Genomic DNA, 23,193 nt, shown 5'->3' with positions numbered 1-23,193 from the left:
TTTCTACGGTATAAGCACGGTTGCGCCTGTCGTCTGCCGTGCTTCGAGCCGGCGGTGCGCCTCCGCCACTTCGGCAAGCGGCATGCTTGTGTGCACCGGGATTTTCACTGCGCCGCTGAGGACGACGCTGAACAGATCCTCGCTCATGGCGACGACGTCCTCACGCCTGGCGAGATGATGGAACAGCAACTGCCAGGTGGCGAACAGCGAACCCTTTTGCATCAAAAGCATGATGTCGAATGGCGGGATCGACCCCGACGCTGTGCCGTAGCTGACGAAGGTGCCGAACGGCCGCAGGCAGTCGAGCGAGGCCGGGAAGGTCGCGTTGCCGACGCCGTCATAGACGGCGTGGCAGCCCTCGCCGTTGGTGACCTCTTTCACCCGTGCGGCGAAATTCTCTTTGCTGTAGTCGATGACATGGTCGCAGCCATTGGCGCGCGCAAGTTCGGCCTTTTCGGGTGAACCGACCGTGGCGATGACGATGGCGCCGAGATGCTTTGCCCATTGCGTCAGGATGAGGCCAACGCCGCCCGCTGCGGCATGCACCAGAATTGTATGGCCCGCCTCGACGCGAAACGTGCGACGCAGCAGATATTGCGCCGTCAGCCCCTTCAGCATCATGGCCGCGCCCGTCTCGAAATCGATGGCGTCGGGCAGATGCACGACGAAATGCGCCGGCACGATGCGTTCTTCGGCATAGCCGCCGAGGGTCTCGACATAGGCGACTCGGTCGCCAGGCGCGAAGCCGCTGACGCCTTCACCGACGGCGACGATTTCGCCGGCGCCTTCATTGCCGGGAATGAATGGCAGAGCGGGCGGCGCGTATTCGCCGGTGCGAAAATAGATGTCGACGAAGTTGAGACCGACCGCCCGGTTGCGCACGCGCACCTCGCCCGGTCCGGGCTGGCCGATGTCGACATCTTCGTAGGCGAGCACATCTGGCCCGCCATGGCGGTGAACACGGATCGCTTTCATGGTTTTCTCCCCTGCGCTGTTCTCTTGAGTGTGAGATAGCGCGTGGCGAGATATCATTGTAGACTGATACCTATGACATCAGAGTTCAAACAAAATGATATCTGAACAGATCGGCCTCGACCTTCTCCGCACCTATGTCGCGGTCTGCCGGCAAGGTAGCCTGAGCAGGGTCGCCGCGCAGACCGGCAAGACCCAATCGGCGATGAGCATGCAGATGCGCCGGCTGGAGGGCCTGCTCCAACGGCACTTGTTCCAGCGCACCGGCCGCGGCGTTGTGCCGACTGCGGAAGGCGAGCTCTTTCTGGGATACGCGACCCGCATCCTCGCTCTCGGCGATGAAGCGGTGGCGCGTCTGCAGCAGGCTAGCATTGGCGGCGGCGTGCGTATTGGTCTTGCCGAAGAGGTCACCACGGCCGCGCTTTCGGCCGCGCTTGGGCGGCTGCATCGCACCTATCCCGACATCAGCCTCGACGCGATGGTCGAGCACAGCGTCGCGCTGGGACGGCTGTGGAGCGAGGATGCGCTGGATGTCATGATTGCCCCGACATCCGTCGTCGCGGCCGATGCCGTGACGACATGGAACGTCGAACTGCAGTGGGTCTGCGCCCAGGACTATGTGCTGGACCATGACCGGCCACTCGATCTCGCCGCCTTCGGCGCAACCTGCCCTTGGCGCAGGCGGATGATCGAGGCGCTGATCGCCGCCGGTCGGGAGCACCGGATCGTCCTGTCGTGCCAGAGCGTCACCGGCCTTCAGGCCGCGATCGAGAACGGACTGGGCGTTGGACTGCTTCCGCCCGAATCCGTGCGTACCGCTTCGATGCGGGTGCTGAAGACGTCAGCCGGCCTGCCCGAGCCGCTCACGGTCCAATACGGCCTTTACGCGCACGACCGCAGGACAGCTGTAATCGATGCCGCGATCGAAATCCTGCTTAAGGATTTGCCGGCGGCGCCACGAGCACGGGCCGCCTGACGGCGGGACGCTCTACCGGCCGTAATAGAGGCTGACGGTGTGCTTGGCCTCGGCGAAGAACAGCCAGCGCTCGACCAGCATGCCGGCGAACTGGACGATTGCCGCAAGCACCGACAGCACCGCTGCGAATGGCCAGGGCAAAGCGAATAAGACAGAAAGCAGCAGCAGGGCAGGCAAGGCGAAAGCCAGCAACTGCGTGATCAGGCGCAGCTTTGCGCCGTGCTTGCGGGCGATCCGAAAGCCCATTTCCTTGAGCAGATAGTTTTCCTTGGTGTGCGGCCATTCCAGCGAGCGCACCGTCCCTCCGGCGAGGCCTGTCGCCGTGTTGGCGGTGGTCGCGATCTCCAGCGCGTCATTGTATCGCCACGTCGCCAGCTTCCAGCCCCAGCCGAGCAAGGTCAGCAGCAAGGCGGCTACCGCAACGGCGGTCGGGCTGATGGCGAAAGCCTGCAGCAGCGCGTTCAACAGCACGCTGCCGGTCATCGCCGAAAAGATGAGATAGCCCGGCAGCGTATACGGGCTATGCCACTGCGCGATCGGCTTCAGCGAGGCATAGATCATGCCGGTGGTGCAGACGGTGACTATTGCGCCGATAGTTGCGAGAAACCCGGCGATGGCCATCCAGCCTCCGGTGCGGCCAAAAAACACCCAGCCGATGCCGAACAGCCCGGCGGGAATGAAGGTTGCGACCGACGATACGCCTTCGCGCGACAGCCACGAACTGCGCCATTGCGAGAAGGCGCGCCATGCGCGTTCGGGGCGGCCGAGATGGACGGTCGAAGACAAAAGGCCGGCAGCAATCAGCCCAAGCGCCAGCCCCATTCCGATAAGGCCAAGCCAGAAATCGGCCGGGATGAAGCCCAGCCCGCCCAGCACGCCAAGCAGCGCCAGCAGTCCGTAGCCCGCTCCTGTAGCAGTGGTGAAGAAAACGACCGAGGCGGCAGGATGCATGGATATCAGTTCGAAAGCATGCGGTCGACCCAGCCGAGGAAACCGCCTTCGGCCCTGACCGGGTCGAGCCTTGCCGCCGGCACCGATGCGGCAAGCCGGGCGCGCGGCGGCAGGTACTTGTTGGTCGGCTTGTAGCCCATCTCCGGCATCAGGTCGACGCCGCCACGCTCCGCCACCAATTGCGAGACAGCCGACGAAGGATCGCCGAGATCGCCGAAATGCCGGGCGCTGGTCGGGCAGGCGGCTACGCAGGCCGGCACGCGGTCTTCCTCGGCCAGATTGTCGTTGTAGATACGGTCGACGCACAGCGTGCATTTCTTCATCACGCCGACGTCGGTATCGAATTCGCGCGCGCCATAGGGGCAGGCCCAACTGCACAGTTTGCAGCCGATGCATTTGCTTTCGTCGATCAGCACGATGCCGTCCGACGCCCGCTTGTAGGACGCGCCGGTCGGGCAGACAGTGACGCAGGCAGGCGTCTCGCAATGCAGGCAGGAGCGCGGAAAGTTGACCGTGCGCCCGCCCGCCTCGGTCGTGTGCTCGTAGCTGTGCACGCGGTTGAACCAGACGCCGTCGACACGGCCGCCATAGGGGTCGATGTCGGTCAGTGGCGCCATGTGGCCGCCGGTGTTCCACTCCTTGCAGGCGGTGACGCAGGCCTGGCAGCCGACGCAGGTGTCGAGGTCGATGACTAGGCCAAGCTTCTTGTCTGTATGGGCGGGAAGGCAGGTCATTCCACGGCTTCCCTATGGACGCGGAACTCGGCGCCGAAGCGAAGGATGTCGGGCGAAGGCTCGACATTTGGCGGCTGGCTGAAACGCTCGAATTGCGGTTCGGTGAAGCCGGCTTCCTCATCAGAGCATTTGACGATGCGTACCCTGAGGTCGAACCACGCCGCCTGGCCGGTCACCGGATCGGAATTCGAATAGCGTTTGCCTTTCGCGTCAGCCGATGTCTGGTCGCCGATGATGTGGTTGAGCAGGAAGCCGCGATTGCTCTCGGCGGCGTTGTCCTTCAGCCCCCAGGCGCCGCGCCTTTTGCCGATGGCGTTCCATGTCCAGACCGTATCCGCATTGACCCCGTCGACCAGCTTGATCTGTCCCTTCACCCGGCCGTTGATGCTTTCGATCCACACCCAGTCGTCGTCGGCCAGGTCGAGAACTGCCGCGGTCTGGTGGTGCACGAACAGGCGGTTCTGGCTGGTGATTTGCCGCAGCCACGCATTCTGCGAGCCCCAGGAATGATACATGTGCATAGGCCGCTGCGTCAGCGCATGCAGCGGGTATTTCTGCGGATCGACCGCGGCCTCTTCGAACGGCGTAAACCAGAACGGCAGCGGATCCATATAGGTCTCGATGCGCTGGCGTTCGCTCTCGGTCGGCTGGACGCGACCATGACCGCGCGCGGCGAGGCGAAAGCGCTGCATCGGTTCGCAATAGAGCTGGAACACGATCGGCTCGGCCTTGGGGATGAACCCCATCTGCTCTGCGAAGTCGAGATAGGAGCGGTTGGCCATCTTGTAATAGCGCTGGTCCTCAGCAAAATCCTGGTGCCAGAAGCCGCCATTGCCGATGTAGCGCTGCAACTGGTCGGGATTGACTTCGCCCTTGCCGACGGAAGTGCCGTCCTTGCCGCGCCAGCCGGCCAGCGGGCCGATGCCCGGCGTGCGTTCGTGATTGACGATGTAGTCGGCATAGTCGGCATATCTGGCCGAGCCATCGTCCTCGACGAAGCCGGGCAGGCCAAGCCGAGCGCCAAGTTCGATCAGCACCGATTGGAACGGCCTGACATCTCGGTCCGATTCGACCACCGGATGGCGGATCGCGTCGCCCGGCCCGTCGGCATGGCTGATCGGCCGGTCGAGCAGGCTGATGCAGTCGTGACGTTCGAGATAGGTGGTGTCGGGCAGCACCAGGTCGGCGAACGGCACCGTCTCGGAATAATAGGCGTCGGAATAGATGATGAAGGGGATCTTGTAGTTACCCGCTTCGTCATGGTCGGTGAGCATGGCAATGGTCTCGACGGTGTTCATCGAGGAATTCCACGCCATGTTCGACATGTACATCATCAGCGTGTCGATTGGGTACGGGTCACCGGCCCACGCATTGCGGATGACCGTATGCATCAGCCCATGCGCGGCGAGCGGCGCATCCCAGGAATAAGCCTTGTCGATGCGCAAAGGCGTGCCGGCCTCGTCGACCAGGAGATCGTCCGGCCCGCAGACGAAGCCGAGCGGCATGCCGTCGAGCGGCGTCATCGGCCTGACCACCTTGCCGGCCGGCTTCGGTCCCGGGGGCGCCGAGCGCGGGTAGGGGGGCTTGAAACGGAAGCCGCCGGGCACGTCCACCGTGCCGAGCAGCACCTGCAGCAGGTGGATGGCACGGCAGGAGTGAAAGCCGTTGGAGTGGGCCGAGATGCCGCGCATGGCATGCATCGACACCGGCCGTCCCTTGATCGTCTCGTGCCGCCGTCCGGCCCAGTCGGTCCACGCAACCGGCAGTTCGATCGTCTGTTCGAAGGCGACGTGGGCGAGTTCGGCAGCGATCCGGCGGATGGTGTCGGCCGGAATGCCGCATCGTGCCGCGACCGCATCGGGTGCGTAGCTGTCGTCCATGTAGCGGTCGGCGATAAGCCGAAACACCGGCAGGCAGCGGCGGCCGGCGAACGTGAAGCTGCCGGTCAACGCCGGCTTCGCATCCGCATCGGCTGCGTTGACGGTTGTCTTCGCCACTCTGTCCCACGCGAGAAGATTGTTGTCGCTGTCGCGCAGGAACAGCCCGTCGTCCGCCGCACCCGGCTCCTGGATGACCAGCACATGGGCGTTGGTGTAGCGGAGCAGATAATCGAGGTCGACGCGGCCCGCCTTGAGCAGTTCGTGGATGAGGGCGAAGACGAAGAGGCCGTCGGTGCCGGGCCGGATCCCGATCCAGTCGTCGGCAATCGCGTTGTAGCCCGTGCGGCACGGGTTGATCGACACCACCTTGGCGCCGCGCGCCTTGAGTTTACCCAAGCCGATCTTGATCGGGTTGGAATCATGGTCCTCGGCGACGCCGAACAGCATGAAGTATTTCGTATTGTCCCAGTCCGGCTCGCCGAACTCCCAGAACGAGCCGCCGATCGTGTAGAGCCCGCCGGCCGCCATGTTGACCGAGCAGAAGCCGCCATGGGCGGCGAAGTTCGGCGTGCCGAACTGGCTCGCCCACCAGCCGGTCAGCGACTGCGACTGGTCGCGCCCGGTGAAGAAGGCGAGCTTTTTCGGATCGGTTCGGCGGATATTCGATAGCCGCTCGGTCGCAATCGAAAACGCTTCCTCCCACTCGATCTCGCGGAATTCACCCGAGCCCCGCAGGCCGCTGCGCAACAGCGGCTTCTTCAGCCGCGCCGGGCTGTAATGCTGCATGATGCCGGAGCTGCCCTTGCCGCAGATTACGCCGCGGTTGACCGGATGGTCCTTGTTGCCGTTGATGTAGCGCACCTTGCCGTCCTTGATGTGGACGTCGATGCCGCAGCGGCAGGCGCACATATAGCAGGTGGTCTTGGCGATGCTGTCGGAAACGGTTGGCGAGGTGTCGACACCGTCGCCTTCATCAGGCGCGCGTGTATTGGGAAGCGGCCGTTGCGACGGTGCGGAATTGGCTCCGCGCGGCGCAGCTGGGTTCATGATGCCGGCGTGCTTTTGCTACCTGCGAATTTGGCCCGCGTCTTCGGTCCGGGGCCACGCATATAGTGTTCTTCAGGATGATATCGATCGCCGGCCAGCCGCCGCCTGAGGCCACGGGTCCAATGCGCAAACAGGGATCTGAACCGCCCGATCATTTTGTTGGCCGCGATTTGTTGGCGAATTCTTTCTAACTTCGACTGAAAAAGTAGAATAAAGCTATCGATCCGTCTAATCAGTTGTTCTTGTAAATTCGATCGGAATTGGTTCTTAATGCACACATGACGCTGGACCAGTTGCGCATTTTCGTTGCCGTTGCCGAACGCGGCCATATGACCAAGGCGGCGGAGCTTTTGGGCATCTCCCAGTCGGCGGCGTCGGCGGCTATCCGCGCTTTGGAAGAGCAGCATGGCGTTCATCTGTTCAACCGTGTCGGCCGCAACATCGAGCTGGCTCAGACCGGCCACCGTTTCCTGCCCGAGGCCAAGGCGGTGCTGGAACGCGCCGCCGCCGCCCGAAATGTGCTGGAGCATGTCTCGCAGACGGTCGCCGGCAGCCTGTCGATCGCCGCCAGCCTGACCATCGCCAGCTACTGGCTGCCGCGCAGGCTGGCCTCTTTCCACGAGGCCTACCCGGCGGTGCGCTTAAGCGTCAGCATCGGCAACACCAGGCAGGTCGAGGCCAATGTGCTCGACGGCACCGCCGATCTCGGTCTGGTCGAGGGGCGCACCGAGTCAGACATCCTCCGCCGCACCAAGGTCGACGTCGACAGGTTGATGCTGGTCGTCGCCGCCTCGCATCCCGAAATCGCCGAGATCGCGCCGGGCCGCCCGGATATCAGAGGGCTGCGCTGGATCATCCGTGAGGGTGGTTCGGGCACGCGCGAGGTGCTGGAGGATCTGGCCCGCCGCGAGGGGATATCGCTTGGCGACCTGCAGATATTTCTGGTGCTGCCGAGCAACGAGGCGGTTCGCCAGGCGGTCGAGGCCGGCGCCGGCGCCACCATCATCTCGGACCTCGTCGTCGGACGCGCCGTCGCCGAGGGCAGTCTCCGGTCGGTGCCGCTCGAACTGCCGAAGCGCGACTTCGCCATGATCACCCATCGTGACCGCCAGGCAAGCCTGGCCCAGATGGCGCTCAAGGCGCATCTCGGCGCTGAGGGCGTCAGCAATCCGGCGTAAGCGATCAGGCGAACTTCCGCTGCGCATCCAGCGCCAGGCCAAGGCCGACCGAACCAAACATGTCGCCCTCGATAACGGCGGCTTGCGGCACCAGCGACAGGATTTCACGCCGTGCCAGCGGGATCGCGGTCGAACCGCCGGTGAGGAATACGGCGGTGATCGCAGACGCCGTTATGCCAGCATCGGCAATCGTCTGCCGCACCGTAGCGGATACCCGCTCGATGTCGGCGGCGATGGTCTCTTCCAGGCCGGTCCGCGAGATCTCGGCGGCGAAATGCGCGCCGGGCAGCGCCACCGTTACATCGGCCGAAGCCTGATCCGTCAGCGCGATCTTGGCTCGTTCGACGAGGCCGGCCAGCGCATGGCCGTAACGGTGCTCGACAATATGGATGAAGCGGTCGACAAGGTCGGCGCGGACGGCCTCGAAGCGGATTTGCCTCAGATGCGTCATCGCCTTGGCAGTATAGACGAGGTTGATGCGCTGCCACGTCGCGAGATCAATGAAATAGCTCGCCGGCAGGTTGCGCTTGCCGTCTTTTGTGGGCGTCAGGTAGCCGAGCTTGGGCATGACATGGGCAATGCTGAGCAGCCGGTCGAAATCGGTGCCGCCGATATGGATGCCGCGGTTGGCCAGGATATCGTCCTTGCGGTCGCGTGAGCGGGCGCGTTGCGGCGAAACCCGCACGATCGAGAAGTCGGACGTGCCGCCGCCCATGTCGACGATCAACGCCAGTTCCTCGCGCTTCACGTCCTGCTCATAGTCGAGCGCTGCCGCAATCGGTTCGAACTGGAAGGCGATGTGCTTGAAGCCTTGCGCGCGCGCCGCTTTTTCAAGCTCGCTTTGCGCCTTGGCATCGGCTTCCACATCGTCGTCGACAAATTGCACCGGCCGGCCGAGCACAACGTTCTCCACCGGAGCGCCGGCATCTTCCTCAAGCCGTTTCTTCAAATGGCCGACGAACATGCCGACAATGTCGATGAAACCGATCTGCCGGGCCTTGATCCGCGTCTTCTCATGCGCCAGCGAACTGCCGAGCACGCTCTTCAGCGATCGCATCAGCCGGCCTTCGATGGAATCGGTGTAGTCGGCAATGGCGCGGCGGCCGAAATAGGTGTGGCCGTCCTCGAAGTTGAAGAACACGGCACTCGGCAATGTCGGCTGGTCCCCCTCCAGCGCCACCAGCTGTGCCTGGCCGTTGCGGATCACGCCCACCGTCGAATTGGACGTACCGAAATCGATGCCGCCAAATGCCTGATGCATTGCAGCCTCCTGTCATTGGGTCGTCGCTGTGGCAGGCGTCGCAAGACGCGCGCCGTCCAGAGGCCGGACCGTTCTGCCGAATGATTGTGCGTGTAACCCGAGGGTTGGGAGGCGGCGGTCTATCGCAAGACTGAGAAAAGGGGAACCCCTTTTCCCCGGAAATGGGTCCTGCGCGTCAATCCCTGCGGAAAATCAGCCTGCCCAGCCAGCCGGTGATCATGGCCAGCGACACGGAGAAGACGCCGTAGAGAAACGAGTAATCATGCGCGACGCGGAAGATCGACTGTTCGAAGCCCGATTTGCGGATTTCGAGCTGGGCCGAGCTTTCCTTGAGGAACAGACCGCTCTTGAACAGGAACGCGCGGGCTTTATGCGTTCCAACCGGGACGTTGGGCGCCAGCCGCACCGTGGCGCGAAACAGGTTCTGCGACAGGAACTGCACGCCGCCGACATTCTCGCTATAGAGGCCGGTCGCCGCCTTGCGCTCGCGCAGCGCCACGGTGAATTCCTCGATCGTCGCCGGACTGTCGGTTACGTCGGCCGGTTGCATGTAAAGGTTGGAGGCGCCGAGCGACAGCTGCTTGTAGCTGTTGGGTTCGGTGATGTCCTGCAGCGGCCGTGTCGTGGCGACGGAGTAGGAGACCGGCACGTTCTCGAAGGTCTCGGATTCCAGGTTGACCCAGACGCCGAGCACCCGGTCCTTGCGGCGCACCACAACCGGCCGCGGCGGCCCTTCGAGCACGACGATGACGTCATAGCGCCCCTGCCGCGCTACCAGCGGGTCGGGGTTTTCCAGCGAACCGAAAATGGTCAGGTCGGCGCCGGAAAAGCCGGCGGTGATCGACACCGCGTCTGTGGAGAGACCGATCTGGATGCCTTCCGGCAAGGGGTTCGGCGATTGCGCTGCCGCCGGCAGAGCGAGGGCGAAAAGCAAAACGGCGGCCGAAAAAATCCCCCACCGCAGCATCAGTTCAGGCCCGCGGCGGTCAGCGAATAGAGGTTTGGCGGCGTGACGAAGAGATCGATGGCAAGCCGGATGGCAACCGCCAGCACCAGCAGCGCCAGCAGTGCCCTGAGCTGTTCGCCGCGCAGCTTCTGTCCTGCCTTGGCGCCATATTGCGCGCCGGCAACGCCGCCCGCCATCAGCAGGAAGGCAAGCATGACGTCGACCGTCTGGTTGGTGGTGGCGTGGACAAGCGTGGTGTAGGCCGAGGTGAAAATGATCTGGAACAGCGAGGTGCCGATGACGACGTTGGTCGGCACCTTCAAGAGATAGATCAGCGCCGGCACCATGATGAAGCCGCCGCCGACACCCATGATCGACGACAGGAAGCCGATGCCGGCGCCGAGCCCCAGCACCGGAATGACGCTGACGAACAGCTTCGAGGCCCTGAAGCGCATCTTCAGCGGCAGCCGGTGGATCCAGTTGTGCTGGCCGGATTTCTTCAAGACCGGCGCCGCACCGCTGCGCGTGGCGCGCAGCGCATTGACGCTCTCGACCAGCATCAGCCCGCCGACGGTGCCGAGCAGCACGACGTAGAGCAGCGAAATGAACAAATCGAGTTGGCCGAGCCGGCGCAGGAAGGCAAAGACAAAGATACCACCGGTCGAGCCGACGATGCCGCCGGCCAGCAGCACCCCGCCGAGCTTGAAGTCGAGCGTGCCGCGCTTCATGTGCGACAGCGCGCCGGAGAAGGAGGAGGCGATAACCTGGTTGGCGCCAGTGGCAACGGCGATTGCCGGCGGGATGTTGTAGAAGATCAAGAGCGGCGTGATCAGAAAGCCGCCACCGACCCCGAACATGCCCGACAGGAAACCCACCGCCGCGCCCATTGCCAGCAGCACGAAGACGTTGACGGAAATTTCCGCGATCGGGAGATAGATGCCCACCCGTCAGTCTCGATCAGTTTGCCTGTCGGCGATTGCAGCCATTCCAGGGCATTGTCGCACCGAAAAGCCAATTCTTTCTTGCACCGCCGGGGCAGTGGGATCAAACCCCGCCGCCCTACCGAAACAAAAAACATCTCAAGCAGTTAACAGGCAAATGTATGGCAAGGGCGTCGCGTTAGCGACGCATCTGCCGTTATTTGTGCGCCAGCAGCGCCTTCACCAGCTTTTCGTCGATTTCGCCGGTCGCCTGCATCTTGTTGTCGGTCTGGAAAGCCATGATTGCGGTCTTGGTCTTGCCGCCCATCACGCCATCGGCGCCGCCGGCATCGTAGCCGTTCTTGTTGAGGATGAGCTGGATGTTCTTGACCGCCTTCTTCATGTCGACGCTGGCGGTGGTCTGCGGCGTGCCTTCCTGCCAGGATTCAGGAATGTCGGCCGAGTTGGACGCCGGGTCGAGCGGCTTCGGCTTCCACAGTTCCGTGGCGGCGCGCGCCCGCTCCAGCTGTTCGGGGCGCAGCGCAGTGGCGACTTCGTCGCGCTTTGCAGCCGCATCCTTGTCGCCGGTCTTGGCGACGAGCGCGAACCATTTGTAGGATTCCTCCAAGCTCTGCTTCATGCCGACGCCCTTTGCCGCCAGGATGCCGAGATTGAACTGGCTGTCCTTGACGCCGACATCGGCCGCCGCCTGAAACCAGTGCGCGGCCGATTCATTGTCGGTCACGCCGTCGGCGGCCATGGCAAACAGAACGGCCAGATTGTGCATGGCGCTGGCATTACCCTGCGCGGCGGCGAGCTGGTAGAAGGTCTTTGCCTTCTTGACGTCGCGCGTGACGCCGATGCCCTTCTCGTAGAAATTGCCGATGCGGTATTCCGCCGGTGCGAAGCCGAGCTCGGCCGACTTTTCGTACCATTTGGCCGCTGCCGCCATGTCTTCCTTGACGCCGCGCGATTCAGCATAGCGCGAACCGAGCTCGAACAGCGCCTTGGCGTCACCGCCGGCAGCCGCGTCGCGCAAGGCTTGCGGGCCGGCATCGGCCGGAACGTCTATCTTGGCCACGACAGGTGCTACCGCGGCATCAGCCGGCGGAACGGCGCCGGTAGTATCCGAGGCCGTCGTATCCGAGGCCGAGGGCGCCATGACGGCGGCCGCAGGCTGCGCGTCGGCAGCCGCCGGTTCCGCAGTGGCGGTGGTCGGCAGCATTGCATTTGGCGTGGGGGCCGGATCGGCCAAAGCCATCGGCGCTGGCGCGGGCTCCACCGCCGGCACTTCGGGCCCAGCGACCGAGGCCGCATTCATTGGCGCATCATTGCCAGCTGCCGGTTCCGTGGGCTCCGCCTGCCTGACGATCCGGGCCGGCACGTCCTGAACGGCCACCTGCTGTTCTGCCTTGGGTTGGCTGGCAGCGTTGACCGAGGCAGTCTCGACCGGCTGCGAGGCGACGATCGGCGCTGTATCGTTGCTTGCGACCTCGACCGGGTCGGCGAAGAAGGCCTTGCCCAACTGGAGGCCGGCAAGCGCCAGCATGATCGCGACCGCTCCCATCAGGATCGGCTTGCGCCGCGCCTTGAGCAGGTCGCCGATACGAAGCGCCTTGACCGGGCCCTTCATGGTGGACTGGCGTTTCAGCGCGTCGGCCTCGGCGGCCGCGGCCTGCGCCGCGCGCCTGGCCGCGGCAATGAAGTCGGATTTCGACGCATCGCCGGAGTTTTGGCGCACCGGCGGGCCGCGCTCGTCGCGCACGCGCTTCATGATGGCGTTGAGGTCGGGCGCGCCGGAGCCCGGCTCCAACGGTCGGTTGGCGAGCTTCGGATCGAGCGGCTCGTCGAGATCGACGCTCGGCATGTCGACATTGGGCCCCGAGCCGGCAAGCGGCGGCATGTCAGCCGGCTTCTTGCCCCTGAAGGCGCGCGCAAATCCACCGAACAGCGACTTCTTGGCCGTGGCTTCGCCTTTCTCGGCAATCCTGTCGGAACCGAGCGCTGCCTGGGCAGCGGCCGCGGCAGCCTCGGCTGGCGAGCGCCGCACGGGTTCGCTGCCCATGACCGGGTCGCTACGCGTACCCGGGTCGGCGCGCATATCCGGCTCGCTGCGCATGATGGCGGCGGCGCGGCCGTCGAGATCGGCCATGTCTCCGGTCAGCGGCAGCGGCTGGTCGATATCCATCGACGGCGCGTCCTGCACCGAAATCTTGGAGGCGCGTGCAGCGCGGGCCCGCCGCGCCGGCTCGGCCTGGGCATCCAGAAGCTCGCTCACCGCCTCGGCCGGTTCGCTGGTCTCCAGCGAGCCCAGACGATCGACGATCTTGAGCAACGTGTCGTGGATAGCCTCGAATGTCCGTGAATTGCGCTCGTCCGAACGGCGCGTCAGCGCTTCCAGCGTCTTCAGATCCTGAGCAAGGCCGGTAACGGCCGCGGTGTTGGCGTTGGAATCTGCCAGCGAGCGCACGGCGCTCTCGGCTGCTTCGCGTGCCGCGCCCATGATGGATTCGCGGGTTCCGGCCAGCGACTTCTCGATTTCGTTGAGGCGCGGGCTGATGTCCTCGAATTCCGGCAGCGGCGTGCCGGGCTTCGACAGATGCGCCGATAGGCTGGAGACCTGCGCCTCGAGGCTGCGGATCAGTGCCGGATCGATGCCGGCGACCTGCGCGGCCGACGATTCCAGCCGGCTTGAAATGTCTTCGAGCCGGCTTTCCAGGCCGCGGATCGCCGCCTCGTTGGCAGGATCGGGAATGCGCGTCTCCATGCGTTGGGCGAGCGCGGTGAAGCGTGCGTCGATGGCGTCCATGATGCCGGCGCTGTCAGCCTGCGGCTGGCGCTGGTCCAGCCGGTCGGCAACCTCGTCCAGCCGCCGCTCGAGATCGCGAAACAGCATGTTGCCCTGTTCGATGGCGTCGCCCTGCCGGCGTTCCATCATGCCCGACAGCACGTCGAAGCGCTGTTCCAGACCTTGGAAGATATAGTCGGCGTCGGGCATGGCCGGGGCGCGGTCGATCTTGTCGGCGATCATCGCGATCTGCTTGCCGAGGCGCTCCATCGCCTGTTCCGGCAGATTGGCGCGGCCGGCAAGCTCGTCGACCCTGTTCGACAGCGTGCTGAGACGGTCGAGAACCTCGCCGCTCGGACGAACCTGCACGACTTCCTCGATCTGCTGCGCCAGCGAGGCGATCCGCTTCTCGATGCGCTCGAACGGTTCGGGGTCGAAGGAATTGGCCTGTGCGGCGACGGTCGAGGCGACGATGGCGCGCGAAATCTCATCGAGCCGTTCGTCGATCAGGCCAAGCGTGTCGCCGCCGCGGTTGCTCTGCTGGCTGACGAAATGATCGACGGCGCCGGCAAGCGTGCGGACCTTTTCTTCCATCGAGCGCAGCGACAGCGATTCCGGCAGATTGTGGACCGCATTGCTGATCTGTTCGAGCCGGTCGGTCAGGGCCGAAAATCCGGGGCCGTCGGCGCGGTTGCGCTGGTCGGCGTCGACACGGTCCTCGAACGCGCTCCAGCGGCGGTCGAAATCGTCCCAGCGGCGGTCGACCTTCAGCACGCTTTCCTCGCGCGCCAATGTGTCGAGCGCCGTCTTTACCTGCTCGAGCTCGAGCCGCAGCATGTTGACGCTTCGGTCGTCGCTCTTCTCGGCCAGCGTCTGGATGGCGCCGGACAGCCGCTCGAATTCGACGCCGAGTTCGGCGCTGCCCTTGCCGGGCAAGCCGCCTGCCTGACCACCCGATTGGTTGCTCGCCTGGAAGGCCCGTTCGATGTCCTTGCGCAACGCGGCGAATTCGCGCTGCAGGCCGGCCGTCATCTGATGGCGCAGTTCCTCGCGCAGGCCACGCAATTCGCCGGCGATCTTGCCGACCACGGCGACGCTGTCTTCCTGGCCGCGCACGCGGTCGATGTCGCGCGCGATCGCCTGATAGTTCTGGTCGAAGCCGGCCGTCACAGGGCTTTTCGGCCGCGGCGCGGGCTGCGGGTCCTCGTACCAGCGCGGCGGCGGGGCGTAGGGCTGGGCACTTGCGTAGCGCGGCTCCGGAGCGGGCCGGCGCGGATCGAAGCGCTCGGCGGCGTCCTCGCGCTTGCGCTCCAGCCGCTGCTCCAGCGTTTCCAGCGAGCGGTTCAATTCATCAAGTGTGGTGTTCGGCCTGCGCGGCCTGCCGGCGTTGAGTGTATCGAGATAGGACCGCTTGCTGTTCATCGATGCGTCCGTTTTTCAGAATGGCCGGCTTGCTGCCAGTTTCCCAAGTCCTTGTCGGGAACGAAGGCGGCCGCGCGGCACTGCTGCGGCGGAAGACGAGCTTCCCGGGCCAGGCCCGCTCTCCGAAAAACCGTGAAAAATTCGCTACAGGATAAACACGGGTGACCGACATCCGCACATTTCACCCATCGTGGTAAACAAGGTGTTAACCAAGCTTAAGAAGTTACGGCATTGCTGAAATACAGGCGGTGCCCGTTCGGACCCGGCGCCGGGGGGTGCGGCATAAGGTTTCGCAATCCCAGAACGCCCTTGCGTCATGCGGCGGCTATCGATATAGAATTGACGTAAACGTAAGAGGGGCGCCGTTCGTGCCTTTTGCGATGAATTAGTTGAAACCACGACTGGAAGCATGCCCCCGCTTCCACTCAGGCGTTGCAAGGTCCGAGACCGCGATGCCACGACAGGGGAAAGCCAGTGACTATGAAACTTGTTTCGCCCGGCGAAGCCGCGGCCAACACCAACAATATGTCTGCCGAAGCCAGTGAGGAGCTCGTGCGCATCGGCGAGATGGCCAAGAAATACGGCGTGACGCTGCGCACGCTGCGTTTCTATGAAGACAAGGGCCTGCTCAATCCAAAGCGGGATGGGGCGACGCGGCTATACACGCGTCGCGACAAGGCGCGGCTGAAGCTGATCCTGCTCGGCCGCAAGGTCGGGTTCTCGCTACGCGACGTCAAGCAGATGATGGATCTCTACGATCCGACGGGATCCAACACCAAGCAGCTGCGGCTGGCTCTCGACAAGTCGGAGAAGCAGCTAGCCCGCCTGCAGAAGCAGCGCGCGCTGATCGACGACGCCATCAACGAGCTGAGCGGCTCGATGTCGGCCGTGCGCCAGATGCTGTCCGAGCGTTCGGCCCCGGCCAGCGCCGCCAGCTGATTTTGCTCCGCAGCTCCCGGCGAAAGCTTTGAACTTAAGAGCCGCGCGCCCGCCCGCGCGGCTCTTTTTGTTTGACCCCCCTCGCTTTGCACAAAGCCATGCACCGCTCGTGCCGATAGGCTGGCATAGGTAAATTTTGTCCCGGCGACAAAATTGACGTTTACGCAAACGTCAATTTTTGCTATCCCGCTTTCAACATTGGCCCGCATGCCGCCCCAACCTCATGTTTCGGGGCCCGATCTCGCGGCCAAGACCCGCATGGTGGAGGAAACACATGCCGATCTACAGGGCGCCGGTCCAGGACACGCTGTTCGTGCTCAACGAGGTGCTGGGTTATCAGCGCTACTCTAACCTTCCCGGATTTGCCGACGCGACGCCCGACGTTGTCGAGGCGATCCTCGCCGAAGGCGCCAAGCTTGCCGAAAACGTTATGCATCCTCTGAACCGCGTCGGTGACATCGAAGGCTGCGTGCGCCATGAGGACGGCTCGGTGATTACGCCGAAGGGCTTCAAGGAAGCCTACGACCAGTATCGCGAAGGCGGCTGGATGGGACTGGCGGCGCCCGTCGAGTTCGGCGGCCAGGGGCTGCCCTATGCCGTGCACACCGCGGTTGCCGAATACATGGTTTCGGCCAACATGGCGCTGATGATGTATCCCGGCCTGACTCAAGGCGCTATCGCTGCGATCATCACACACGGTACCGACGAGCAGAAGGCGACATGGCTGCCGAAGCTGGTCGAGGGGTCCTGGACCGGTACCATGAACCTGACCGAGCCGCATTGCGGCACCGATCTCGGCCTGCTGCGCACCAAGGCGGTGCCGAACGGCAACGGCACCTACAAGATCTCAGGCCAGAAGATCTTCATCTCGGCCGGCGAGCACGACATGTCGGAAAACATCGTCCATCTCGTGTTGGCCCGCATCGAAGGCGCGCCGGCAGGCGTGAAGGGCATCTCGCTGTTCATCGTGCCAAAGCTGAAGCTCGATGCCTCGGGCAATCCGGGCGAGAAGAACACGCTCTCCTGCGGGTCGATCGAGGAGAAGATGGGCATACACGGCAATTCGACTTGCGTCATGAATTATGACGAGGCCGAAGGCACGCTGCTCGGTGAGGCCAATGGCGGCCTGAAGGCGATGTTCACGATGATGAACGAAGCCCGCCTCGGCGTCGGCCTGCAGGGCCTGTCGCTGTCCGAGATCGCCTACCAGAACGCGGTCTCCTACGCCAAGGACCGGCTGCAGGGCCGCTCGCTGTCTGGCGCCAAGGCGCCGGACAGACAAGCCGATCCGATCATCGTCCATCCCGACATCCGCCGCTCGCTGATGACCATGAAGGCCTTCAATGAGGCCGGCCGCGCGCTGGCGCTGTGGACGGCGATCAAGTCCGACATCGCCCACCGCTCCGCCGACGACAAGGATCGCCAGGCGGCCGACGACTATACCGGCCTGCTGACGCCGGTGATCAAGGGCGTGCTCACCGACAAGGGTTTTGACCATGCAGTCATGGCGCAGCAGGTGTTCGGGGGCCACGGCTACATCGAAGAGCACGGCATGAGCCAGTTCGTGCGCGATGCCCGCATCGCCATGATCTATGAAGGCGCCAACGGCATCCAGGCGCTCGACCTCGTCGGCCGCAAGCTTGGTCTGAATGGCGGCCGCGCCGTGCAGGCCTTCTTCAAGGACGTCGGCGAGTTCTGCGAGGAGAACCGCGCCGACGAGAAGCTGGCGCCTTTCACCAAGGCGCTGAAGAAGGGCCTCAACGATCTGCAGGCGGCGACCATGTGGCTGGTGCAGAACGGCATGGCCAAGCCCGACAATGCCGGCGCCGCGTCGACCGATTACATGCATCTCTTCGGCCTGGTCGCGCTGGGCTATATGTGGGCGCAGATGGCCAAGGCCGCGCTCGGTAAGACCGGGGCCAATGGCTCCCAATCTGTCCACGAAAATGGGGCTTTTTACGATAACAAGATGGTGACGGCGCGCTTCTTCATGGAGCGGATCATGCCCGAGACATCGGCACATCTCGCCCGCATTTCCAGTGGTGCGGACACGCTAATGGCGCTGCCTGCGGAAGCGTTCTAGAAATGGCTGGCGTCCCCCTCCCCCTTGAGGGGAGGGTGGCCCGAAGGGCCGGGAGGGGTCCTTGCGTGCAGTGCGCCGGCTGGTTGGCGCTTTGGTAGGAGATGAGCGCAATGCCCCAAACCCGCGTCAATTCCGAAGATAAGGTCGAGCACGTCATCGGCGACCCCACCCGACCGCTTCGCGGCCACCCTCCCCTCGAGGGGGAGGGGGACGTTGGCGCGGGAGAAACGGCATGACAAATCCAGCCGAAGTGCTCTCTTTGCCGAAGCCCGCCTGGGCGGCGGACGAGGTCGGCATGCTCTACGACATGGCGCACCGCTTCATGTCGGAAGAGATCGCGCCGCGTTACGACGAGTTCGAGAAGAACGAGATGGTCGACCGCGAGAGCTGGCGCAAGGCGGGTTCCGCCGGCCTGCTCTGCGCCTCTATGCCGGAGGAGTATGGCGGCTCCGGCGGCACCTTCGCGCATGAGAGCGCCATCATCGAGGCGATCGGCCATGTCGGCGTCGACGGTTTCGGCATCGGCCTGCACAATGCGATCGTTGCCCCTTACATCCTTCATTACGGCTCGGAAGAGCAGAAGAAGAAATGGCTGCCGAAACTGGCGACCGGCGAACTGATCGGCGCCATCGCCATGACCGAGCCGGGCGCCGGCTCCGACCTGCAAGGCGTCAAGACGCGGGCCGAGAAGGACGGCAACCAGTACAAGATCAACGGTTCCAAGACCTTCATAACCAACGGCCAGCTGGCCAATTTCATCATCGTCGTCGCCAAGACCGATCCGGCCAAAGGCGCCAAGGGCACCTCGCTGATCGTCGTCGAGACCGACGAGGCCGAAGGCTTCGAACGCGGCCGCAACCTCGACAAGATCGGCCTGAAGGCCAACGACACGTCGGAGCTGTTCTTCAATGATCTGCGCGTGCCGACCTCGAACCTGCTTGGCCACGAAGAGGGACAGGGCTTCATCCAGCTGATGCAGCAATTGCCGCAGGAGCGCCTGCAGATCGGCACCGGCGCGATCGCCATGATCGAACGCGCCCTGGCGCTGACCATCGACTACGTCAAGGATCGCAAGGCCTTCGGCAAAGCGATCATCGAGTTCCAGAACACCCAGTTCAAGCTCGCCGAACTGAAGACCGAGGCCACCATCGGCCGCGTCTTCTACAATGATTGCGTCACCCGCCACATCAATGGCGGGCTGGATCCGGTGACGGCGTCGATGGCGAAATACTGGCTCTCGGACCTGCAGGGAAAAGTCGTCGACGAATGCCTTCAATTGCATGGCGGCTATGGCTACATGAATGAATATCCGATCGCCCGCATGTTCCGCGACGCCCGCGTCCAGCGCATCTACGGCGGCACCAACGAGATCATGAAATTGCTGATCGGCCGCTCTCTCTGAGAGCGACGTCGGCAAAGCAAGGAGCAAGCAAATGGCTGAAGCTTATGTCTATGACGCCGTGCGCACACCGCGCGGCAAGGGCAAGAAGGATGGCTCGCTGCACGAGGTGCCGGCGGTGCGGCTTGCGGCCAGGACGCTTGAAGCGTTGCGCGACCGCAACGGCCTCGACACTGCAAACGTCGACGACATCATCTTCGGCTGCGTCGATCCGGTCGGCGAAGCCGGCTCCGTCATTCCGCGTGCCGCCGCCTTCGAGGCCGGCTACGACAACAAGGCGCCGGGCATGCAGATCTCGCGCTTCTGCGCCTCAGGCCTCGACGCCATCAATTTCGGCGCCGCCAAGATCGCTCAAGGCGCCGACGAGATCGTCATTGCAGGCGGCGTGGAATCGATGTCGCGCGTCGGCATGGGCGCCTCGGGCGGCGCGTGGTTCATGGACCCGTCCGTCGGCCTGCCCGGCTGGTTCGTGCCGCAAGGCATTTCGGCCGATTTGATCGCCACCAAATACGGTTTTTCGCGCGACGACGTCGATGCCTATGCGGTCGAGAGCCAGAAGCGTGCGGGCAAGGCCTGGGCCGATGGCCGTTTCAAGAACTCCGTCATACCGATCAAGGACCAGAACGGCCTCACCATCCTCGATCATGACGAGCATATGCGGCCGTCGACCGACATGCAGTCGCTGGCCTCGCTCAACCCGTCCTTCGTCATGCCTGGCGAAATGGGCGGCTTCGACGCGGTCGCCGTGCAGAAGCATCCGGAAGTCGAAGAGGTCAACCACGTCCACCATGCCGGCAACTCGTCCGGCATCGTCGATGGTGCGGCCGCCGTACTGCTCGGCTCGAAGAAGGCCGGCAAGACGATGGGCCTGAAGCCACGCGCCCGCATCCGCGCCTTTGCCAACATCGGCTCCGAGCCGGTGCTGATGCTTACCGGTCCGGTCGACGTCACCGAGAAGCTTCTGAAGCGCGCCAAGATGAAGCTGTCGGATATCGACCTGTTCGAGCTTAACGAGGCCTTCGCCTCGGTGGTGCTGCGCTACATGCAGGCATTCGAAATCCCGCACGACAAGATCAACGTCAATGGCGGCGCCATCGCCATGGGCCATCCGCTCGGCGCCACCGGCGCGATGATCCTGGGCACGGTGCTGGACGAGCTCGAGCGCCGCGATTTGAACACCGCTCTGGTGACGCTCTGCATCGGCGCCGGCATGGGCACCGCAACGATTATCGAACGCGTCTGATTTTCGGCCGGAAGGAGAGAGACATGACTTATACAAACTTCACGGTCGACACCGACGCAGACGGCATCGCGCTGGTCACCTGGAACATGCCGGACCGCTCGATGAACGTCTTCACCGAAGAGGTGATGAACGAGCTCGAGAAGATCATCGACCATGTGGTGGCCGACGCCGCCATCAAGGGCGCGGTGATCACCTCGGGAAAGGACAGCTTCTCCGGCGGCGCCGACCTGACCATGCTGCAGAAGATGCTGGCCGTATTTGCCAAGGAGAAGACCAAGGACCCGGAGAAGGCGGCACAGCTTTTGTTCGACAATGCCGGCCGCATGGGTGGCTTGTGGCGCAAGCTCGAAACGTCGGGCAAGCCTTGGGTCTCGGCGATCAACGGCACCTGCATGGGTGGCGCGTTCGAGCTGTCGCTGGCCTGTCATGGCCGCGTTGCCGCTGACTCCGAAAAGGTCAAGATGGCCTTGCCGGAAGTCAAGGTCGGCATCTTCCCCGGCGCCGGTGGCACCCAACGCGTGCCGCGCCTGACCGACCAGCAGCAGGCGTTGCAGATGCTGACCACCGGCCAGACGCTGTCGCCGCAGAAAGCCAAGGCGATGGGGCTGATCCACGAGATCGCCGAACCCGGCAAGCTGATCGAGACCGCCAAGGCGATGATCAGGAACGGCCTGAAAGCCGTCCAGCCCTGGGACGAGAAGGGCTTCAAGCTGCCTGGCGGCCAAATCTATACGCCGGCCGGCTTCAATCTGTGGCCGCCGGCCATCGCCATCCTGCGCCGCGAGACCTACGGCAATTATCCGGCCGCCGCGGCGATCCTGAAATGCGTCTATGAAGGCCTGCTGGTGCCGTTCGACACCGGTCTGCGGATCGAACAGCGCTATTTCACCGAAATCATGCAGTCGAAGGAAGCAGCAGCGATGATCCGCTCGCTGTTCGTCTCGCTGCAGGAGCTCAACAAGGGCGCCCGCCGCCCGGCCGGCGTGCCGGAGACCAAGTTCAAGAAGATCGGTATTCTCGGCGCCGGCTTCATGGGCGCCGGCATCGCCTTTGTCACCGCCAAGGCTGGCATCCCGGTCGTCCTGCTCGACCGCGACATGGCGTCGGCCGAAAAGGGCAAGACGCATTCCGACAGCCTGATCTCCGATCAGGTCAAGAAGGGCCGCGTCAAGCCCGAGGAGAAGGACAGACTTCTGTCGCTGATCACGCCGTCGGCCGACTATGCCGATCTCGCCGGCTGCGATCTGGTGGTCGAGGCGGTGTTCGAGGATTCGGCCGTCAAGAAGGCTGCCACCGAGCAGGCCGAAGCCGTGCTGAAATCGTCGGCGATCTTCGCCTCCAACACCTCGACCATCCCGATCACCGCACTGGCCAAGAATTCGGCGCGGCCGAAGAATTTCGTCGGCATCCACTTCTTCTCGCCGGTCGACAAGATGATGCTGGTCGAGATCATTTTGGGCAAGAAGACCGGCGACAAGGCGCTGGCCACCGCGATCGATTTCGTGCGCGCCATCAAGAAGACGCCGATCGTCGTCAACGACACGCGCGGCTTCTACGTCAACCGCTGCGTGCTGCGCTACATGTCGGAAGCCTACAAGATGCTGATCGAAGGCGTTCCGGCGCCGATGATCGAGAACGCCGCCAAGGCCGCCGGCATGCCGGTCGGCCCCCTGGCGCTGACCGACGAGACGGCGATCGACCTTGCCCAGAAGATCATGAAGCAGACCATCAGGGACCTCGGAGACAAGTCTGTCGACCCCAGGCAGATGGCGCTGATCAACACGCTGGTCGACACCCATGGCCGCTTCGGCCGCAAGAACGGCAAGGGTTTTTACGACTATCCGGCCAAGCCTGCCAAGAAGAAGCTGTGGCCGGGCCTGAAGGATCTCTATCCGCAGCTGGAGGCCGAGAAGGTCGACTATGAGGAACTGCAGCAGCGCCTGCTGGTAACCATTGCGCTGGAAGCCGCGCGGGTGATGGAGGAAGGCATCGTCACCGATCCGCGCGAGGCCGATGTCGGCTCGATCCTCGCCTTCGGTTTCGCGCCATTCACCGGCGGCGCGCTGTCCTATATCGACGGCATCGGCGCCGGGGAGTTCGTCAGAATAGCCAAGGGCCTGCAGAAGAAATACGGCGCCGAGTTCAAGGCGCCCAAGCTGCTGCTCGACCTGGCCGAGAAGGGCGAGACCTTCTACCAGCGCTTCGATCCCTATGCGAAAGGCGAGGTGAAGAAGGCCGCTTGAGCTAGATTAATGCCCCATGTACGTCTGAGGGCGCCTTGCGCGCATGATGGCCACGGCAAGGCGCCGTGGCCTTATGCGGTCGGTAGCGAAAGCCGACTGGCTTTTCGCTGCCTGCCGACCGAGATCGACTTCAACCTCCATCTCAACAACGCCCGCTACATGATGCTCGCCGACCTCGCGCATGACCCCGAAAATCGGAATCGATTTTCGG

General features: G+C 63.9%; 15 protein-coding genes and 1 pseudogene. 8 read left to right on the top strand and 8 right to left on the bottom strand.

Going from position 1 to position 23,193, the window contains the following annotated elements; genetic code table 11:
• Positions 1-3: 3 nt before the first annotated feature.
• Positions 4-975, bottom strand: coding sequence for a quinone oxidoreductase family protein (locus tag NKJ58_RS17020; protein ID WP_352853511.1), 972 nt, complete (start codon positions 973-975; stop codon positions 4-6).
• A 94-nt stretch (positions 976-1,069) separates the two neighbouring features.
• Here NKJ58_RS17020 and NKJ58_RS17015 point away from each other — a divergent pair, with 94 nt between their 5' ends.
• Positions 1,070-1,948: a LysR substrate-binding domain-containing protein gene (locus NKJ58_RS17015; protein ID WP_352853509.1), complete on the top strand. Its 879-nt coding sequence runs from the start codon at positions 1,070-1,072 to the stop codon at positions 1,946-1,948.
• A gap of 12 nt (positions 1,949-1,960) precedes the next feature.
• Here the strand turns inward: NKJ58_RS17015 and NKJ58_RS17010 are convergent, their stop codons facing one another.
• The 3 genes from NKJ58_RS17010 to NKJ58_RS17000 are packed head-to-tail and all read right to left on the bottom strand — an operon-like array spanning position 1,961 to position 6,560.
• The gene (locus NKJ58_RS17010; RefSeq protein ID WP_352518524.1) at positions 1,961-2,899 is read right to left on the bottom strand and encodes a dimethyl sulfoxide reductase anchor subunit family protein; all 939 of its coding nucleotides are present in this window, start codon (positions 2,897-2,899) and stop codon (positions 1,961-1,963) included.
• A 5-nt stretch (positions 2,900-2,904) separates the two neighbouring features.
• Positions 2,905-3,633, bottom strand: coding sequence for a 4Fe-4S dicluster domain-containing protein (locus tag NKJ58_RS17005; protein ID WP_352518523.1), 729 nt, complete (start codon positions 3,631-3,633; stop codon positions 2,905-2,907).
• The gene (locus tag NKJ58_RS17000; protein WP_352518522.1) at positions 3,630-6,560 is read right to left on the bottom strand and encodes a molybdopterin oxidoreductase family protein; all 2,931 of its coding nucleotides are present in this window, start codon (positions 6,558-6,560) and stop codon (positions 3,630-3,632) included. The genes NKJ58_RS17005 and NKJ58_RS17000 overlap by 4 nt, the downstream gene beginning before the upstream one ends.
• Positions 6,561-6,838: 278 nt before the next feature.
• On the opposite strand from NKJ58_RS17000, the gene NKJ58_RS16995 reads away from it, so the two are divergent.
• Complete coding sequence (locus NKJ58_RS16995) at positions 6,839-7,738, top strand: LysR substrate-binding domain-containing protein (RefSeq protein ID WP_023692550.1); 900 nt, start codon at positions 6,839-6,841, stop codon at positions 7,736-7,738.
• Between the two features lie 4 nt (positions 7,739-7,742).
• Here the strand turns inward: NKJ58_RS16995 and NKJ58_RS16990 are convergent, their stop codons facing one another.
• From NKJ58_RS16990 to NKJ58_RS16975, 4 genes are all read right to left on the bottom strand, one after another.
• Positions 7,743-8,999: an Hsp70 family protein gene (locus NKJ58_RS16990; RefSeq protein WP_023692549.1), complete on the bottom strand. Its 1,257-nt coding sequence runs from the start codon at positions 8,997-8,999 to the stop codon at positions 7,743-7,745.
• 175 nt (positions 9,000-9,174) lie between these two features.
• Positions 9,175-9,966 carry a TIGR02186 family protein gene (locus NKJ58_RS16985; RefSeq protein ID WP_023692548.1) on the bottom strand — a complete coding sequence of 264 codons (792 nt, stop codon included), beginning with the start codon at positions 9,964-9,966 and terminating at the stop codon, positions 9,175-9,177.
• Positions 9,966-10,889 carry a sulfite exporter TauE/SafE family protein gene (locus NKJ58_RS16980; RefSeq protein WP_023669608.1) on the bottom strand — a complete coding sequence of 308 codons (924 nt, stop codon included), beginning with the start codon at positions 10,887-10,889 and terminating at the stop codon, positions 9,966-9,968. Before NKJ58_RS16980 ends, NKJ58_RS16985 begins: the two co-directional genes overlap by 1 nt.
• A 193-nt stretch (positions 10,890-11,082) precedes the next feature.
• Complete coding sequence (locus tag NKJ58_RS16975) at positions 11,083-15,075, bottom strand: peptidoglycan-binding protein (RefSeq protein WP_352560130.1); 3,993 nt, start codon at positions 15,073-15,075, stop codon at positions 11,083-11,085.
• Positions 15,076-15,555: 480 nt separating this feature from the next.
• Here NKJ58_RS16975 and NKJ58_RS16970 point away from each other — a divergent pair, with 480 nt between their 5' ends.
• From NKJ58_RS16970 to NKJ58_RS31500, 6 genes and pseudogenes are all read left to right on the top strand, one after another.
• Entirely contained in the window at positions 15,556-16,014 is a 459-nt protein-coding gene (locus tag NKJ58_RS16970; RefSeq protein ID WP_023669610.1) for a MerR family transcriptional regulator, read from the top strand.
• Between the two features lie 274 nt (positions 16,015-16,288).
• A complete protein-coding gene (locus NKJ58_RS16965) occupies positions 16,289-18,097 on the top strand; it encodes an acyl-CoA dehydrogenase (RefSeq protein ID WP_023688701.1) in 1,809 nt (602 codons plus the stop codon).
• A gap of 232 nt (positions 18,098-18,329) precedes the next feature.
• Positions 18,330-19,499 carry an acyl-CoA dehydrogenase family protein gene (locus tag NKJ58_RS16960; RefSeq protein ID WP_352518520.1) on the top strand — a complete coding sequence of 390 codons (1,170 nt, stop codon included), beginning with the start codon at positions 18,330-18,332 and terminating at the stop codon, positions 19,497-19,499.
• Between the two features lie 31 nt (positions 19,500-19,530).
• Positions 19,531-20,739, top strand: a complete 1,209-nt coding sequence (locus NKJ58_RS16955) for an acetyl-CoA C-acetyltransferase (protein ID WP_023669613.1) — start codon at positions 19,531-19,533, stop codon at positions 20,737-20,739.
• Between the two features lie 23 nt (positions 20,740-20,762).
• Positions 20,763-22,982 (top strand): 3-hydroxyacyl-CoA dehydrogenase NAD-binding domain-containing protein, encoded by a 2,220-nt coding sequence (locus NKJ58_RS16950; RefSeq protein ID WP_352853504.1) that lies wholly within the window; start codon positions 20,763-20,765, stop codon positions 22,980-22,982.
• Positions 22,983-23,025: 43 nt separating this feature from the next.
• Positions 23,026-23,159 (top strand): annotated as a pseudogene (locus NKJ58_RS31500) (thioesterase family protein); the annotation flags it as partial.
• Positions 23,160-23,193 lie beyond the last annotated feature (34 nt).

It is taken from the genome of Mesorhizobium sp. M0139 (genome assembly GCF_040322455.1).
Taxonomy (GTDB): domain Bacteria; phylum Pseudomonadota; class Alphaproteobacteria; order Rhizobiales; family Rhizobiaceae; genus Mesorhizobium.
The sequence above is the reverse complement of the archived record's forward strand: the minus strand, read 5'-3'. Positions and strand labels throughout refer to the sequence as shown.